At 66.4% G+C, this 14,424-nt stretch carries 14 protein-coding genes; 5 read left to right on the plus strand and 9 right to left on the minus strand.

Translation table 11 applies throughout. The annotated features are described in order from the left end of the window. The first annotated feature begins 26 nt into the window (after positions 1-26). From AB0876_RS28375 to AB0876_RS28390, 4 genes are read left to right on the plus strand one after another with little or no spacing between them, the layout of a single operon-like run. Complete coding sequence (locus AB0876_RS28375; RefSeq protein WP_491838420.1) at positions 27-665, plus strand: TetR/AcrR family transcriptional regulator; 639 nt, start codon at positions 27-29, stop codon at positions 663-665. A 17-nt stretch (positions 666-682) separates the two neighbouring features. After that, positions 683-1,612 carry an acetaldehyde dehydrogenase (acetylating) gene (locus AB0876_RS28380; RefSeq protein ID WP_491839312.1) on the plus strand — a complete coding sequence of 310 codons (930 nt, stop codon included), beginning with the start codon at positions 683-685 and terminating at the stop codon, positions 1,610-1,612. Beyond that, positions 1,609-2,643 (plus strand): 4-hydroxy-2-oxovalerate aldolase, encoded by a 1,035-nt coding sequence (dmpG, locus tag AB0876_RS28385; RefSeq protein ID WP_526043524.1) that lies wholly within the window; start codon positions 1,609-1,611, stop codon positions 2,641-2,643. The genes AB0876_RS28380 and dmpG overlap by 4 nt, the downstream gene beginning before the upstream one ends. 9 nt (positions 2,644-2,652) lie before the next feature. After that, positions 2,653-3,552 carry a DMT family transporter gene (locus tag AB0876_RS28390; RefSeq protein ID WP_491838418.1) on the plus strand — a complete coding sequence of 300 codons (900 nt, stop codon included), beginning with the start codon at positions 2,653-2,655 and terminating at the stop codon, positions 3,550-3,552. On the opposite strand, the gene AB0876_RS28395 is transcribed toward AB0876_RS28390, so the two are convergent. Beyond that, on the minus strand, positions 3,530-5,131 hold the full coding sequence (locus AB0876_RS28395) for an FAD-dependent oxidoreductase (RefSeq protein ID WP_526043525.1): 1,602 nt from the start codon (positions 5,129-5,131) through the stop codon (positions 3,530-3,532). The genes AB0876_RS28390 and AB0876_RS28395 overlap by 23 nt on opposite strands. 182 nt (positions 5,132-5,313) lie before the next feature. Here AB0876_RS28395 and AB0876_RS28400 point away from each other — a divergent pair, with 182 nt between their 5' ends. Next, positions 5,314-5,892 carry a TetR family transcriptional regulator gene (locus tag AB0876_RS28400; protein WP_491838416.1) on the plus strand — a complete coding sequence of 193 codons (579 nt, stop codon included), beginning with the start codon at positions 5,314-5,316 and terminating at the stop codon, positions 5,890-5,892. Positions 5,893-5,911: 19 nt separating this feature from the next. Here the strand turns inward: AB0876_RS28400 and AB0876_RS28405 are convergent, their stop codons facing one another. The 8 genes from AB0876_RS28405 to AB0876_RS28440 all read right to left on the minus strand — a co-directional run bounded on the left by AB0876_RS28405 (position 5,912) and on the right by AB0876_RS28440 (position 14,302). Then, complete coding sequence (locus AB0876_RS28405; RefSeq protein ID WP_526043526.1) at positions 5,912-6,334, minus strand: PIN domain-containing protein; 423 nt, start codon at positions 6,332-6,334, stop codon at positions 5,912-5,914. Beyond that, positions 6,325-6,531: a DUF2191 domain-containing protein gene (locus AB0876_RS28410; protein ID WP_491838414.1), complete on the minus strand. Its 207-nt coding sequence runs from the start codon at positions 6,529-6,531 to the stop codon at positions 6,325-6,327. The genes AB0876_RS28405 and AB0876_RS28410 overlap by 10 nt, the downstream gene beginning before the upstream one ends. Positions 6,532-6,551: 20 nt before the next feature. Further along, positions 6,552-7,541, minus strand: a complete 990-nt coding sequence (locus AB0876_RS28415; RefSeq protein WP_526043527.1) for a hypothetical protein — start codon at positions 7,539-7,541, stop codon at positions 6,552-6,554. Between the two features lie 126 nt (positions 7,542-7,667). Next, positions 7,668-9,329 (minus strand): allophanate hydrolase, encoded by a 1,662-nt coding sequence (atzF, locus tag AB0876_RS28420; protein ID WP_526043528.1) that lies wholly within the window; start codon positions 9,327-9,329, stop codon positions 7,668-7,670. Then, a complete protein-coding gene (locus tag AB0876_RS28425; RefSeq protein WP_526043529.1) occupies positions 9,326-11,320 on the minus strand; it encodes a 5-oxoprolinase/urea amidolyase family protein in 1,995 nt (664 codons plus the stop codon). The genes atzF and AB0876_RS28425 overlap by 4 nt, the downstream gene beginning before the upstream one ends. Beyond that, positions 11,317-11,937 carry an urea amidolyase associated protein UAAP2 gene (locus tag AB0876_RS28430; RefSeq protein WP_491838410.1) on the minus strand — a complete coding sequence of 207 codons (621 nt, stop codon included), beginning with the start codon at positions 11,935-11,937 and terminating at the stop codon, positions 11,317-11,319. Before AB0876_RS28430 ends, AB0876_RS28425 begins: the two co-directional genes overlap by 4 nt. Further along, entirely contained in the window at positions 11,934-12,761 is an 828-nt protein-coding gene (locus tag AB0876_RS28435) for an urea amidolyase associated protein UAAP1 (protein WP_526043530.1), read from the minus strand. Before AB0876_RS28435 ends, AB0876_RS28430 begins: the two co-directional genes overlap by 4 nt. Before the next feature lie 2 nt (positions 12,762-12,763). After that, positions 12,764-14,302, minus strand: coding sequence for an amino acid permease (locus AB0876_RS28440; protein ID WP_526043531.1), 1,539 nt, complete (start codon positions 14,300-14,302; stop codon positions 12,764-12,766). Positions 14,303-14,424: the final 122 nt, after the last annotated feature.

Below are 14,424 nucleotides of genomic sequence, written 5' to 3' on the forward strand. Positions count from 1 at the left end.
ACAGAGTCAACATCCGGGAGCAGAAGATGTCGGAAGCACCGAAAACTCGCCGCAAGCGCGCCGACGGTGAACTGTCACGCGAACGAATCCTGGACGCCGCCACCGAGATCGCATCCGAGCGCGGTTACGAGGGCACCAGCATCGGGCTGGTCAGCAAGAAGTGCGGACTGCCGGCCAGCTCCATCTACTGGCATTTCAAAGACAAGGACGATCTGCTCGCCGCGGTCATCGAGCGCAGTTTCGGTTCGTGGCTGAACGCATGGCGCCTGCCCGAAGGGGGCGAGCCGCGGGACCGGATCAGCGCCCTGGCCACGCAGATCGCCAAGGCCCTCCTCGACTCCCCCGACTTCATCCGCCTCGGGCTCATGCTGGCCCTGGAACGGCGCCCGGTGGAACCTCGAGCCCGCGAGATGTTCATCCAGGCACGCGAGCAGGCCGCCGCATCACTGCACGAGGCGCTCGGCGAATTCACCGTGGGACTCGATGAAGCACAGATTCACCTGCTGGTGACCTACGCGATCGCCGGTGCCGACGGACTGTTCGTCGCCAAGGAGATCGGCGGCGACTCGATCGACCTGTTGGCGTTGTTCGAAATGCACGCCCAGGCGCTGTACGACACCGCCCTTCGGCTGATCGCCGCTAACTCCGGGGACAGCGCGTCGTGACCGGAACCACCTGGCCGGTGGCCATCATCGGCTCGGGCAACATCGGCACCGATCTCATGCTCAAGATCCTGCGCAGCGACGGCCAGCTGACGATGGGAGCGATGGTCGGGATCGACCCGGCATCCGACGGCCTGACCCGCGCCGCGCGGTTGGGTGTGCCGACTACCGCGGCCGGTGTCGACGGCTTGCTCGCCATGCCGAATTTCGGTGAGATCAAACTGGTTTTCGACGCCACCTCCGCCGAAGCGCATCGGGTGAACTGGGCCAGGCTCGAACCCACCGGGGTGCGGGTCCTCGATCTCACGCCCGCCGCCACCGGCCCGTACTGCGTGCCGGTGGTCAATCTCGATGATCACCTCGGGGCGCGCAACCTGAACATGGTCACCTGCGGCGGACAGGCGACCATCCCGATCGTGGCAGCGGTCGCACGGTCCGGGATGGTGTCGTACGCCGAGATCGTCTCGTCGATCTCCGCCAAGTCGGCGGGTCCCGGTACCCGGGCCAACATCGACGAATTCATCGAAACCACCTCGACGGCACTACAAGTCGTCGGTGGCGCACAGCGCGCCAAGGCGGTGATGATCCTGAACCCGGCCGATCCGCCGGTGATGATGCGCAACACCGTCTACTGCCTGGTCGAGGGCGAGGCTGACCACGCCGTCATCGACAACGACATCGCCGCCATGGTCAAGAAGGTCAGCGGTTACGTACCGGGCTATCGCCTCAAGCAGGCCGTGCAATTCGAGACGTTCGGTAGCCGGGATCCGCTGCGGATCCCGGAAACCGGCGACTTCACCGGCACCCGCGTCACCGTCATGCTCGAAGTCACCGGCGCCGCCCACTATCTTCCCGCCTATGCGGGCAACCTCGACATCATGACGTCAGCGGCCAAGGCGACTGCCGAGCACATCGCCACCATGGCCGAAACCGCCGGAGTGCCGGCATGATTCACAACCTGTATGTCAGCGATGTCACCCTGCGCGACGGTATGCACGCGGTGCGCCACCGGTACAGCATCGATCAGGCCGTCTCGATCGCCCGGGCGCTGGACACGGCGGGGGTGGACTCCATCGAGGTCGCCCACGGAGACGGGCTCGGCGGATCGAGCTGCATCTACGGCTTCGGCGCCCACACCGACCTGGAATGGATCGAAGCCGTTGCCGGCGTCGTCGTCCGGGCCGCGGTGGCGACACTGGTGCTTCCCGGGATCGGCACCGTGCGCAATCTCCGAGAGGCCCACCACGCGGGGGCCACCGTCGTACGTGTCGCCACCCACTGCACGGAGGCCGACATCTCCGCGCACCATCTGACCGCAGCGCGCGAGCTCGGCATGGACGCCGTCGGCTTCCTGATGATGAGCCACCTGGCCTCACCGGCCGGCCTGGCCGAGCAGGCTTCGTTGATGGAGAGTTACGGCGCAACGTGCGTGTACGTGGTCGACTCGGGCGGCGCGATGACCATGCGCGATATCGCCGATCGGGTCGATGCCCTACGCCAGACCCTGTTGCCGACAACCGAAATCGGTATCCACGCCTACCACAATCTGTCGTTGGGAGTGGCCAACTCCATCATCGCCGTCGAGCACGGTGCCACTCGGGTGGACGCCTCGCTGACCGGTATGGGAGCCGGCGCAGGCAATGCACCGCTGGAGGTATTCATCGCCGTGGCCGACAAGCTGGGCTGGGATCACCGTTGCGATCTGCACGGCCTGCAGGACGCCGCCGACGATATCGTGCGGCCACTGCAGGACCGGCCGGTCCGGGTCGACCGGGAGACCCTCACGCTGGGGTACGCCGGGGTGTACTCCAGCTTCCTGCGCCACGCGGAGGCTGCGGCCGCCCGCTACGACATCGACGCGCGCAGCCTGCTCGAAGAAGCCGGCCGCCGCGGCATGGTCGGTGGGCAAGAAGACATGCTCGCCGATATCGCACTGGATCTGACCACGTCGATCGAGCCTGCCGGCACGGGGCGCCCGTAGTCTGAACCGGTGAGCGTGCGGGGATGGCTGCTGCTGGGCGCCATGAGCCTCATCTGGGGCATCCCGTACCTGCTGATCAAGATCGCCGTCGAGGGCGTCTCGGTTCCGGTGCTGGTCCTGGCCCGCACAGCCGTCGGCGCGGCCGTCCTGCTGCCACTGGTGATGTCCCGCGCCGCCTGGGCTCCGGTGCTGCGGCACTGGCGGCCCGTGCTGGCCTTCGCATTCTTCGAGATCATCGCGGCGTGGTTCCTCCTCACCGACGCCGAACGCCACCTGAGCAGCTCGCTGACCGGCCTGCTGATCGCCACCGCCCCGATCGTCGCCGCGGTACTGGACCGGCTGACCGGTGGAGAACGGTTGAGCGCCAAGCGGATCACCGGCCTCGGGGTGGGCCTGGCCGGTGTGGCGGTGCTCGCCGGGCCGGGGCTGGCGGGCGGTCACGCCGGGCCCATCGCCGAAGTGCTGTTGGTGGCAACGTGTTACGCGATCGCTCCGCTGATCGCCGCCCGGTATCTGGGAGACGTGCCGACGCTCCCGTTGACCGCGGCGTGTCTGACGATCGCGGCGCTGATCTACACCACCCCAGCGATCCTGACCTGGCCTGACGAGACGCCGTCACGATCAGTGCTCATCGCACTGGCCGCACTCGCGGTGATCTGCACGGCGCTGGCATTCGTGGTGTTCTTCGCGCTGATCCGCGAGGTCGGCGGCGCGAGGGCGCTGGTGTTCACCTACGTCAACCCGGCCGTCGCGCTGGCCGCCGGCGTCATCGTGCTGGGCGAACCACTCACGGTGTACAACGTCGCCGGCCTGGCGTTGATCCTCGCCGGATCGATCCTGGCGACGCGTACCCCGCGTGATCCCGACCCACAGATCGAGGCCGAGGTCAGCCGCGCAGGCCCGCGCTGAGCATCTCCTCCACCGATACGAACTTCAACCGGGGTCGCGCTACCTGCACACCGCGGTCCCGCTCGGCAGCATCGATGGCACGCCACCCCGACCATCCGAGCGGTTCGGCACCCCGCGCGGCCAACAACGCATCGAGCGACTCGCGGCCCTCGACATCACGGCGCAGCAGGCCGGCATCGAAATCCGCCCACAGCTGAGCCACCGTCTGTTCGGCGCACAACCGGTTGGTGCCGATCACCCCACGAGGTCCACGTTTGATCCAGCCGGTCACGTATGTGCCGGGCACCGGTGAACCATTGACCACGCGGCCTGAATCGTTGGGCACAGTTCCGGAGTCCTCGTCGTAGGGCAGTCCGGCGACGGGCAGGCCGCGGTATCCGATCGAGCGCAGGATCAGCGACGTCTCGATCACTTCGGTGCCGCACCGGTCACTGCCGATCTCGAGTCCTTCGGCGCGTTCGGCGCCCAAGACGGCCGTCGGAGCGACGCCGAACCTGAAGACCACGCGCCGGTTCCCCGGCGCCGGGGTGCGCTGGGCATATTCACGGGCGATGGCGAGTTTGAACGAGGTTTCGACGTCGTCGTGCTCGTCATCGTCGGGAAGGTCCGCGGGATCCACGACGACGTCGACGCCGTCGAGGTGCCCTAGTGCCTGGAACTCCCCCGCCGAGAACGCCGCGTGCTCGATACCGCGCCGTGCCAGGATCACCACTTCCCGAATTGCACTGTCAGCCAAGGCATCCAGCGTGTGCTGTGCGATGTCGGTGGCGGCCAGCGTGTCGCGGTCCATCAACAACACCCGGGCCACATCTAGTGCGACGTTGCCATTGCCGACGATGACTGCGCGTTCGCCCGACAGGTCGAACTGATGGGCAGCGTGGTCGGGATGGCCGTTGTACCAACCGACGAACTCGGCGGCTGCGTGGTGGCCCATCAGATCCTCACCGTCGATGCCCAGTCGCCGGCTGGTCGCCGCGCCCACCGCGTAGATCACCGCGTGGTGATGGGCCAGGAGCTCGTCGTGGTTGACGGTACGGCCGACCTCGACGTTGAAATGGCTCGCAAACCGTGGGTTGGTGAACGCCCGCTCGAAGATGTCGACGACCGACTTGGTGTGTTGGTGATCCGGGGCCACCCCCGCGCGAATCAAACCGAACGGCGTGGGCAGCCGCTCGAACAGGTTGATCTCGACGCCGTCCACATCGATCAGCTCGGCAGCGGCGTAGCAGGCGGCCGGCCCGGATCCGACGATCGCCACCCGCAATGATCCCGCCTCGACCCGCGCGCGAGATGGTGCTGCCGACACGGTCACCGGCTCGAGCGGGTGGCGCTCGAAATAAGCAGCATTGAGGTCCTTGAACCGCTGTAGTTCGCCGGGCAGGTCCTCTTCGTAGTGGATTGCGCCGACCGGGCACTCCTCGAAGCAGGCCCCACAGTCGATGCACGATTCCGGATCGATGTAGAGCATCTCGGCCGACGCGGAATCCAGCCCGCCCTCGGCCGGGCGGATGCAGTCCACCCGGCATACCGGTACACAGCTGGCGTCCTTGCAGCAGTTCTGCGTGATCACGTAAGCCATCGGACCTCCCCTATCGATCTGGGCAGATCGTACTGGACACCTGTCCGGTTTATCGACTCGAAAGCCTCGCCTGCGTGTTGATCGGCGCTCAATCTGCACGAATGACAACCTAGAAAATGTGTAGATACCGGCAGTTTCACCGAACGATTGCCATTCGCGGCACGGCTCTATATCTTGGACACATGTCCAGGCCAGAGGTGGCTACCGTCACCCGCCTACACGACGCGCAGGGTCAGCGCACCCGCACGCAGCGCCGCGTCTTCGGAGCGGCGACACAACTTCTCGACGCGCACAACGACGTCTCGGTGCCGGCACTGGCGGCCCGCGCGAAGATGGCGCCCGCGGCGCTCTACGCGCATTTCCCATCCATCGAGGTGGTGTTCGCCGAGCTGTACCTCGACCGGGTGATTCAGCTGCCGCTCGACATCGATCCCACGGCCAGCACCACCAGTCGGGTCACCGAGCAGCTCACCGCTCTCACACTGCTGATGGCCGATGAGCCTCGCCTGGCGCGGGCCTGCACGCAGGCGCTGCTGAGCACCGACGACGAGGTTGTCGACGACGTGCGTGGGCGGATTGCCGTGGAGATCACTCGCCGGATCTCGACGGCATTGGGCGGCGGCGCGTGGCCCGAGGTACTTGCCACCTTGGAATCAGTGTTCTGGGGCGCACTGCTACAGGCACAGTCGGGCGCGATGAGCTACCGGCAGATGGCCCGCCAGCTAGAGACGATGGTCTCGCTGATCGTGCCTGGGAGCTGACCGCCAATCAGCTTGTCGCTCAATACTTTCCCGGCGCAGCCACCCATACTTGCTCGAAATCCAGTACGGATGCAGCAATCTCAAAATCCGCGTCATAGTGCACCACCGTCAACCGGTGGCAACTTGCGATCACCGAGGTCAACAGGTCGGAGATACCCACTGCGCGATGCCGGCCGGCTTGCGCCAAGCGAAACTGGGCATCGAAAGCCGACTGCCAATGCTCGTCGTCGGTCGGCAGATACTCGTACGCGGCTCGACGATCCGCGCGCAGCTGCGCATACTCCGCCGCCGACCGAGCACTGTAGAGCGCTTCGGCTTCCAGGACCGCGCAGGTGGCCCCCAATCCCGCCTCGATGAGTGGACGCAGCCGATCCGAGATCTCCGGGTGCGCCATCCGTGCCGCTGCGCTCGTGTCGATGAGAAACCGTGCCGTCAGCGCCATACCTCGTCCCTGTCACGCTTGTCCGCCAGCGACGCCAGACCGCCCGACGCGAGCCAATCCGCCTGTCGCACGCGGGCCGATCGCGTTGCCGCGAGCCGCAATGCCGATCGAACCGTGTCCGCAATCCCGGTGGTTTCGAGTTCACGCTGAGCAGCCGCCAGCAACTCGTCATCGATGTCGATCAGGCGCTTCGTCATGGGTACCTCCGATATATACATCAGGCACTTTGAGTATATAGACCGACGTCAGCGCACGCTTCCTCGAATCGCGACCACTCCGCGGTGTTTGGCTGTAACGAAGAATCGGCGATCGCGTCAGCGCCGACCTCGAAGCCGGGCGCCAGTGGTGAAACGAGGCTCGCGATCTGCAGGACCGCACCGGCCGGGGAATCCTCGAAACTCTCGAATACGCGCTTCCGGATCCAGTCTCGACCGATGACGACCCCTGTAGCGGGCTCCAATTCCGGCAAGCGCAGTGCCCCACCACAGTGTTCAACATGTTGCTCATAGCGGTCGTCCCAGCACTCCGTCTGCCAGCCCGCCCACAGCCGCGGCAACCGGTCGAACACATTCTGCGGATCATCGGTATACCAGACGCCAACACGGCGCCGACCGGTGTCAATATGCACCCCACCCACCGGAATCTGACCGAGGCGCAATCGCGCAAAGCCCTTGCCTGGAAGCAATTCCACGAGGGCTGATCCGTGCCGTGCGGAACTCACGCCCCACCACAATGGCCACAATCGAAGCTCGCCGTCGTTGTCGATCACCGACACCACGTGACACGGACCGGTGCCGTGGTTGCGCGCCAGCTTCATGTCAGGGCCGCGAAGATCTTCATCCCACTTGCAGTCGGAACCGACATAGCTCGCGAGTTCGTGCGTCCCACCGTAAGCCCAGCACACCTCGTAGTGCGGCCACATCGCGACCAGGACGACGAGCATCGCACGGCGGATCGGCATGTCGCACATGAGCTCATCGCCGAAGAACAGGAGTCTCTTTTGGTCGACGTCGATAACCGCCCCACCGTCAGCCCACAGCGGACACGTCCAGTCGGTGGGCGGGAGCGCCCTCAGCGCCTTGACGTACCGCAACGCATACTCAGGCCCGAATGCCAGCGCGTCAAGCATCCTGCAACCTGCCCAATGCGAGTAGTGCAGCTGCCACTGCCCGTTCTCGACGATGACGAAATTCGCCCGATTTCCCATGACGCGTTCCCTTTCTCGCAGGACAGTTGTCTCTGCGAGCGTCTAGATAGGGTCCGACAAACCGGAGCCCCATCGACGGGTTATCCCCAAGGCGTCATTCATCCACAGGTGCGCGGCCTCATTTGCTCACGCCATCGCCGCCAACCAACCCCGGTACTCCGTGATGTCACGACCATGAGTGGGAGCGGTGTGATCACAACCGAAGCCGGTGATCCACCGGCCGTCGTCGAGCTCAACCTTGCCGAGCAGCATCGGTGCGGGCAACTCAGCCAGGAACTCACCGAGCGCGGCCGGGGACAACAGCCACCGTTCACCCACGATCGGTGCCCCATCGTCCTCAACCCGCGTCAGACCCGGCTTGGGCGGAAAGGTATCGAGCGCGTAGAGACGGTAATGCGGTGCCGTGGTGATCGGTCCGGCCCAGCGAGCGCCTCGCCCGGTGAGCTGATGCTCCAATGGCTGCCCGCGCAGATGCGCACCGAACACCGCGAGCTCGGCCAGTGGCGCTCCGCCCGACTCGGGCCACGTCTCGGGTGACGGAACGTCGAGGAACCGGGCCGCCAGATCGGCGATGACGCCGTCGTGGAATCCCGGTGCCAGCAGGGTGATTCCGAACTGTGCCCCATCGGCTACCGCCCCTGCCGGAACCGAGATGGCGCACATGTCGAAGAGGTTGCAGAAGTTGGTGTATCGGCCCATCCGGGAGTTCACGACGACCGGGTCCGCCGCGACTTCCTCGATGCGCGGATGCTCGGGCGCGGTCGGCACCATCAGTGCGTGACACCTCTCAAGCTGCGCCAGCGCCTTGCCGCGTAGCTCGTCGACACGTCGCCGGTCACGCAGCAGGTCCGTGGCCGAATATGCGCCGGCCGCAGTGATGATCGCGGCCACGGTCGGATCCAACTCCACGTCGGCGCCCGCCGTGCTGACGAACTCCCCCACCGCATCCCACCGTTCGGCGACCAGGGCACCGTTGTAGAGAAGGCCGGCCGCGGCGAAGAAGTCGTCCATCGGGATCGGGACCGTCTCGAATCCGGCGTCCTTCGCCTGGCGTACGGCGGCGTCGAAGGCGGCCTGCCATTCGTCGTCGAGCCCATCCAGGGTGTCCGGTATCGCGATTCTGGGAGTCACCGGTGCGGCGTAGGGGACGTCGGCCGGCCACTGCCGTTGCGGCGCAACGGCACTCATCACGGCCATTGCCGACTGGGCCGTGGCCAGGTCAGCCGCGAAGATCGTCACACAGTCATAGCTCGCACACGCTGGGACGACACCCTCGGTGGAGACGAGGCCGACCGTGGCTTTGATGCCGACGATGCCCTGCAATCCGGCCGGAACCCGACCTGACCCCGCGGTGTCGGTGCCGATCGCGATGTCGGCGAACCCGAGCGCGACGGCGACCGCGGAACCAGAACTCGATCCGCCGGAGATGTAGTCCGGCCGACGGGAATCCCGCACGGCGCCATAGGGACTGCGGGTTCCCACCAATCCGGTGGCGAACTGATCGAGGTTGGTCTTCCCGATGACGACAGCACCGGCGGCCTTGAGAGCGGTCACCGCCGGTGCGTCGGCATCGGGAATATAGCTGAAATCTGGGCACGCTGCAGTGGTCGGGATCCCGGCGACGTCGACGTTGTCCTTGACCGCCAGCACCAGCCCGGCCAGTGGGCCGTCGGCGGCAAGCGCCGTGCGGTAATCGCTCTCCACCTCAGCCTGCGGACGTAGGTGGATGAACACCTCGTCGCGTCCGCTGGCTTCGATGTTCCGGTAGATCTCGGCGATCTTGCTCACGCAGACTCCTTCCGTACGAATTCTCCTGCCGCCGCCCAACGCTCGCGCTCCTCGGCCCGGGCCGCTTCCATCTTCGCGCGGGTTGCGGCGATGTCGTCGGCGTTCGCGGCCAGGAACTGCTCGTGCTCGGCCAGCGAGAACGTCCCATCGGTGATCTCGACGTGGCCTCGCCCGGCCGCCATGTCGGCGCGTAGATCCAGCAGTTCCTCGGCGGACACCGGGTACCACTGGATCCGGTCGAAAAAGCGCAACAGCCATGGGTGTTCGGGATCGAAACCCTGAGCGACCAGCGGGTGGCGGTGATTCCAGATCTGCGTGGTGCGGCCGACGAACTGGTACCCGCCGGGCCCCTCCATGCCGTAGATGCACAGGTATGCCCCGCCGATGCCGACCGCGTTCTCCGGAGTCCAGGTCCGGGCCGGGTTGTATTTCGTGGTCACCAGGCGGTGGCGCGGATCCAGCGGTGTGGCGACTGGAGCGCCCAGATACACATCGCCGAGCCCGAGCACCAGATATTCGGCGTCGTAGACGATTCGGTGCACATCGTCGACCGAGTCCAGGCCGTTCATTCGCCGGATGAACTCGATGTTCCACGGGCACCACGGCGCATCGGCGCGCACGCCGTGCATATAGCGTTCGATCGCCTCGCGGGTCGACGGATCGTCCCAGCTGAGCGGCAACCGGACGGTGCGACTGGGCACCACGAGATCCTGCGCGGCAGGCAACGAGGCTTCGAGCTCGGCGAGCAGAGGCACCAAAGCCGACTGCGGCAGCCGGGCCGGGTCCACCTTGACCTGCAGGGAACGAATCCCGGGCGTCAGGTCGATGAGTCCGTCGGGCCGGTGCTGCTCCAGCGCGTGGTGCAGGGCGTGGGCACGGGCCCGCAATGCCAGATCCAGCCGCATCTCGCCGTACTCGACCAGGACGTTGTCGTCCCCGATCCGGCGATAGGTGACGTTTGTCGTGCCATCCGATGAGGTTGTGCCGGCGATGATTCCGTCGTCCACGTCTCCACCGGCGGAGAACACCGCAGGGATCGATGCGCGGCGCGCGGGTCCGAAGGTGGCCGGCGCGGGAGCCGCCGTCGCCTTCACCGGGACGAACCGGATGGTGGCGCCGGGGGCGAGTTGGCCCAACTTCCATCGGTCGGCGGCGGTGACGGTGACCGGGCAGACGAAACCGCCAAGGCTCGGACCGTCCGGGCCGAGCAGGATCGGGGTGTCCCCGGTGAAGTCGAGCGAACCCACCGAATAGGCGTTGTCGTGGATGTTCGACGGGTGCAGCCCGGCTTCCCCGCCGTCGGGGCGGGCCCATTCCGGCTTCGGTCCGATCAACCGGACGCCGGTACGGTCGGAGTTGAAGTGCACCTCGTAGTCATGGTTGAGCAGCGTGTCGATGTCGTTGCGCGTGAAGAACTCCGGAGCCGAATGCGGGCCGACGGTCACCGCGATGTACCAGTGGCCGGCGATGGCCGGTTGTTCCTCGGACAGGATGCGCCGACGCGTACCAGCCGGCGTCTCCGCGGTTTCCAGCTTGTCTCCCACCGCCAGCACCCGGCCCTCGTGGCCGCCGAACCGGCCGAGGGTGAATGTCGAAGCGCTGCCCAGGTATTCATCGGCCTGTAGACCGCCGGCCATCGCGAGGTAGAGCCGCAGGCCTGGACCGTCCACCATTCCCACGTCGAGAACCTGACCGGCCTCGACCAGGACCGGCACCCACTGCGGTACGCGGGCGTCGCCGATGCTGACCGGTGCGGGTGCACCCGTCACACACACCCAGGTATCGGTGTCGAAGCGTAGAGCCGGTCCGCCCATGGTGGCTTCCAGACCGGGGGCGCCCTCGGCGTTGCCGACTGCGATGTTGGCCAGCCGGAAGGACACGTCGTCCATGGGTCCCGACGGCGGTACACCGATCTGCCAGTACCCGCTGCGCCCCGGCCAATCCTGGATCGTGGTGGCCATGCCGGGCCGGATCACCTCGATCGCGGTCATGGGCGCGTCACCACCATGCGCACTGCTGTCGGGTCGAATCCGTTGCACGGGTTGTTGATCTGTGGGCAGTTCGACACCAGTACCAGGGTGTCGATCTCGGCGCGCAGCGATACGGTCTTACCCGGTGCGGACAGGCCGTCGACGATGCCCAGCGAGCCATCGGGATCCACCGGGACGTTCATGAAGAAGTTGATGTTGCTGACGATGTCGGCCTTGGTCAGCCCCCACCGGGCGCCTTCGCCGACAAAGTTCTCCACGCAGGCGTGCTGGTGTTTGGTGTGGTGCCCGTAGCGCAGGGTGTTGGATTCCTGCGAGCAGGCCCCGCCGAGGGTGTCGTGGTTGCCGACCTCGTCGTCGATGATGGTCAGCATCGGTGCACCGTCGCTGTCGCGCAGCACCGACCCGGTGGTCAGGAAGATGTTGCCCTGCGCCGCGATCGTGGCGGGTGCGCTGTAGCGCACGGTGTGGTCGTCGGCCCCGTAGAACAGGGTGTCCACAGCCTGGTTTCCGTGCAGGTCGACGATGGTCAGCACGTCTCCGGCGCGCACGACCTTGGACCACGGAGCGCGGGGCGCGACGATCTCGTCGACGATGGTGTGGGTGGCGGTGAGGATCATCGGGCACTCCAGACGTCTTCGGAATTCAGGTAGGCGCGTTGGTATTCGGGGTCACGGTCAGCCACGCTGGCGCCGATCTCTGCCAGGTCGCCCGGTGCAGACCAGGCCAACACCTCCAGCGATCCGACGGTGAACTGTGCTGCCGGATCGAGTGGGTGGGCAGTGTTGGCGATCGCCACGATCAGTGGCAGATGGGTGATCAGTTCGACTGCCCTGCCGGCGCCGGCCGAACCGGTGGACACCAACGTGCCGTCGAGATCGACCCGCACGCCGTGGAAGAACGACACGCTGGGCGCGACGTCACGGCGCGTCAGCCCGTTCTTGAGGGCGGCGAGCGCGAGCAGTTCACGCCCGGCGGGACTGTCCGATTCCACTTCGCCCGCGCCGTATTTGGCCGTATTGCCGGTCAGGGTGCTGGTGCCGCACAGCGCGTCGTGGTGGCCGGACGTGTCCGACACCAGCGTGGCCAGCACCCGTCCCTGGTCGCTCAGCAGGGGATGACCTTCCGAAAGGTACGCCTGCCACGGCACTTTCACGGTGTCGGCGACGTTGAGCCGCTCCCATGGCGCGTCGGCCCGCCACAGCAGCAGGTGAGCGCATGCGGTGCCGTCCAGGTCGCGTAGGCGCAGCCGAGTGCCGCGGGCCAGCACCTTGCTGGTGTAGCGGCCACCCGGAACCGTTTCAGCCCAAGTCAATTGCTCGGGCGCCACGTTCTGCGGCGGTGTGGGCCACGCCGAGGCCGGCACGACCGGCATCGAATCGGTGATTGTCCCGGCCTGGGCCCGAGCATGGTTGCGGGCTCCGGCGGTGGTCGCTGTGGTCATCCTCAGGCTCCGATCGTGACGGGTTTGGGGTGGGTCTTGCCCCGCGGGAAGCACATTGCGCCGAGGACTATCGCGGCCGCGATGCTCAGGGGTCCCGCCCACTGCAGGATCGGCATGTCCCCGGCGGGATTGAAGATCTCGGCTCGGGGCCAGCCGAGGTTGACGATCATCACCGTGCCGTAGAGGACAGCCAGGACGTTGACCGCGATGCCGAACTTGCCGAGCGAGAACAGCGGCAAGCCTTCGGCGTCGACCTGATTGCGCTGGGCGGGCCAGCCTTTGATGCGGCGATACAGCAGCGGCGCGGTCACCATCAGGTAGGCCAGGTAGATCAGGATGATGCAGACACTGGCCAGCGTCGCGAAGATCGCCGAGTTGCCGACGTTGACCAGCAGCACTCCGATGCACAGCAGACCGATGAGCACCGACGGCCAGATCGGTGTGCCGGTGTGGCTGTTGACCCGGGACAGGATCGACGAGGCCGGCAGCCGCCCGTCACGGGCCATCGAGAACATCAGCCGTGAGGCGGCGGTCTGAATTGCCAAGGTACAGATGGTGATCGCGATGCAGACGTCGACCAGCAGCACCGTCCCCCACGGTGAGGACAACACGGTGTCGAGCACGTACGGGAGGCCTTCGGTCGCCAGGCGTCCGTCGGTCAGGCTGGGGGCCGCCATGAGGGCGCCCAGGATCATCAGACCACCGCCGAGTGCTGACACGGACAGCGCCATCCTGATGGTCCGGGGTGCGACGCGCCGGGGATTGCGGGTCTCCTCGGCAAGCTCACCGGCCGAGCCGAAGCCGACCATGACGTAGGCCGCCATCAGTCCGCTCATGATCCAGGCCCAGACGTAGCCGGGTTGTCCTCCGGCGTGCCCGGTGTCGAACACGACCTGCGGACCGCGCTGGGCATGGGTGAAGAACACCCCGATGACGGCGATGACGCCGACGATCTCGCAGATCACCCCCGCGCTGTTGACGCGCGACATCCATTTGACGCCAAGACAATTGATCGTCGTGGTGAGCACCAGCAGGACGGTGCCGAGCAGCACGGCGTTGGCCGCCCCGCTCGGTGAGGTCAACGCCGGGTCGTCGCCGATGATCTGGAAGCCGGACCAGATCGTGGGCAGCACCACCTGCAGCGCGATCGCCGCGGCCGAGGCGGTGACGATCTGCGCCAGGATCATGAACCAGCCGCCAAACCAGCCGATCACCTCGCCCCCCATCCGGCGGGACCACTGATAGATGGCCCCCGAGATCGGATAGCGCGCGGCCAGCTCGGCAAAGCACAGTGCGACGAGGAACTGTCCGAGGAACACCGCGGGCCAGGTCCAGAAGAAGGCGGGACCGCCGAAGCCGAACCCGAGTCCGAACAGCTGGAAGATCGTGGTCAGGATGGACACGAACGAGAAGCCCGCGGCGAAGGATTCGAACTTGCCGAGCCGACGGTGCAACTGCTGGTCATAACCGAACTCGGCGAGGTCGTCATGGTCGCCGAAACGGCCGGACACATCAGGTCCCGCGGTAGCGCTGCTGGTCATAGGCGTTTCTCTCAGGCTCTGGGGCGGTGCCGCCAGCTTCTTAACTGTCACTCGATAGATAAGCCTCTCGGCGTGACCGAGCTGTCACCCACGTGTTTCGTTCATGTAGCGAGCGGTAAGCA

Source organism: Mycobacterium sp. NPDC049093, from assembly GCF_040704635.1.
Taxonomy (GTDB): domain Bacteria; phylum Actinomycetota; class Actinomycetes; order Mycobacteriales; family Mycobacteriaceae; genus Mycobacterium.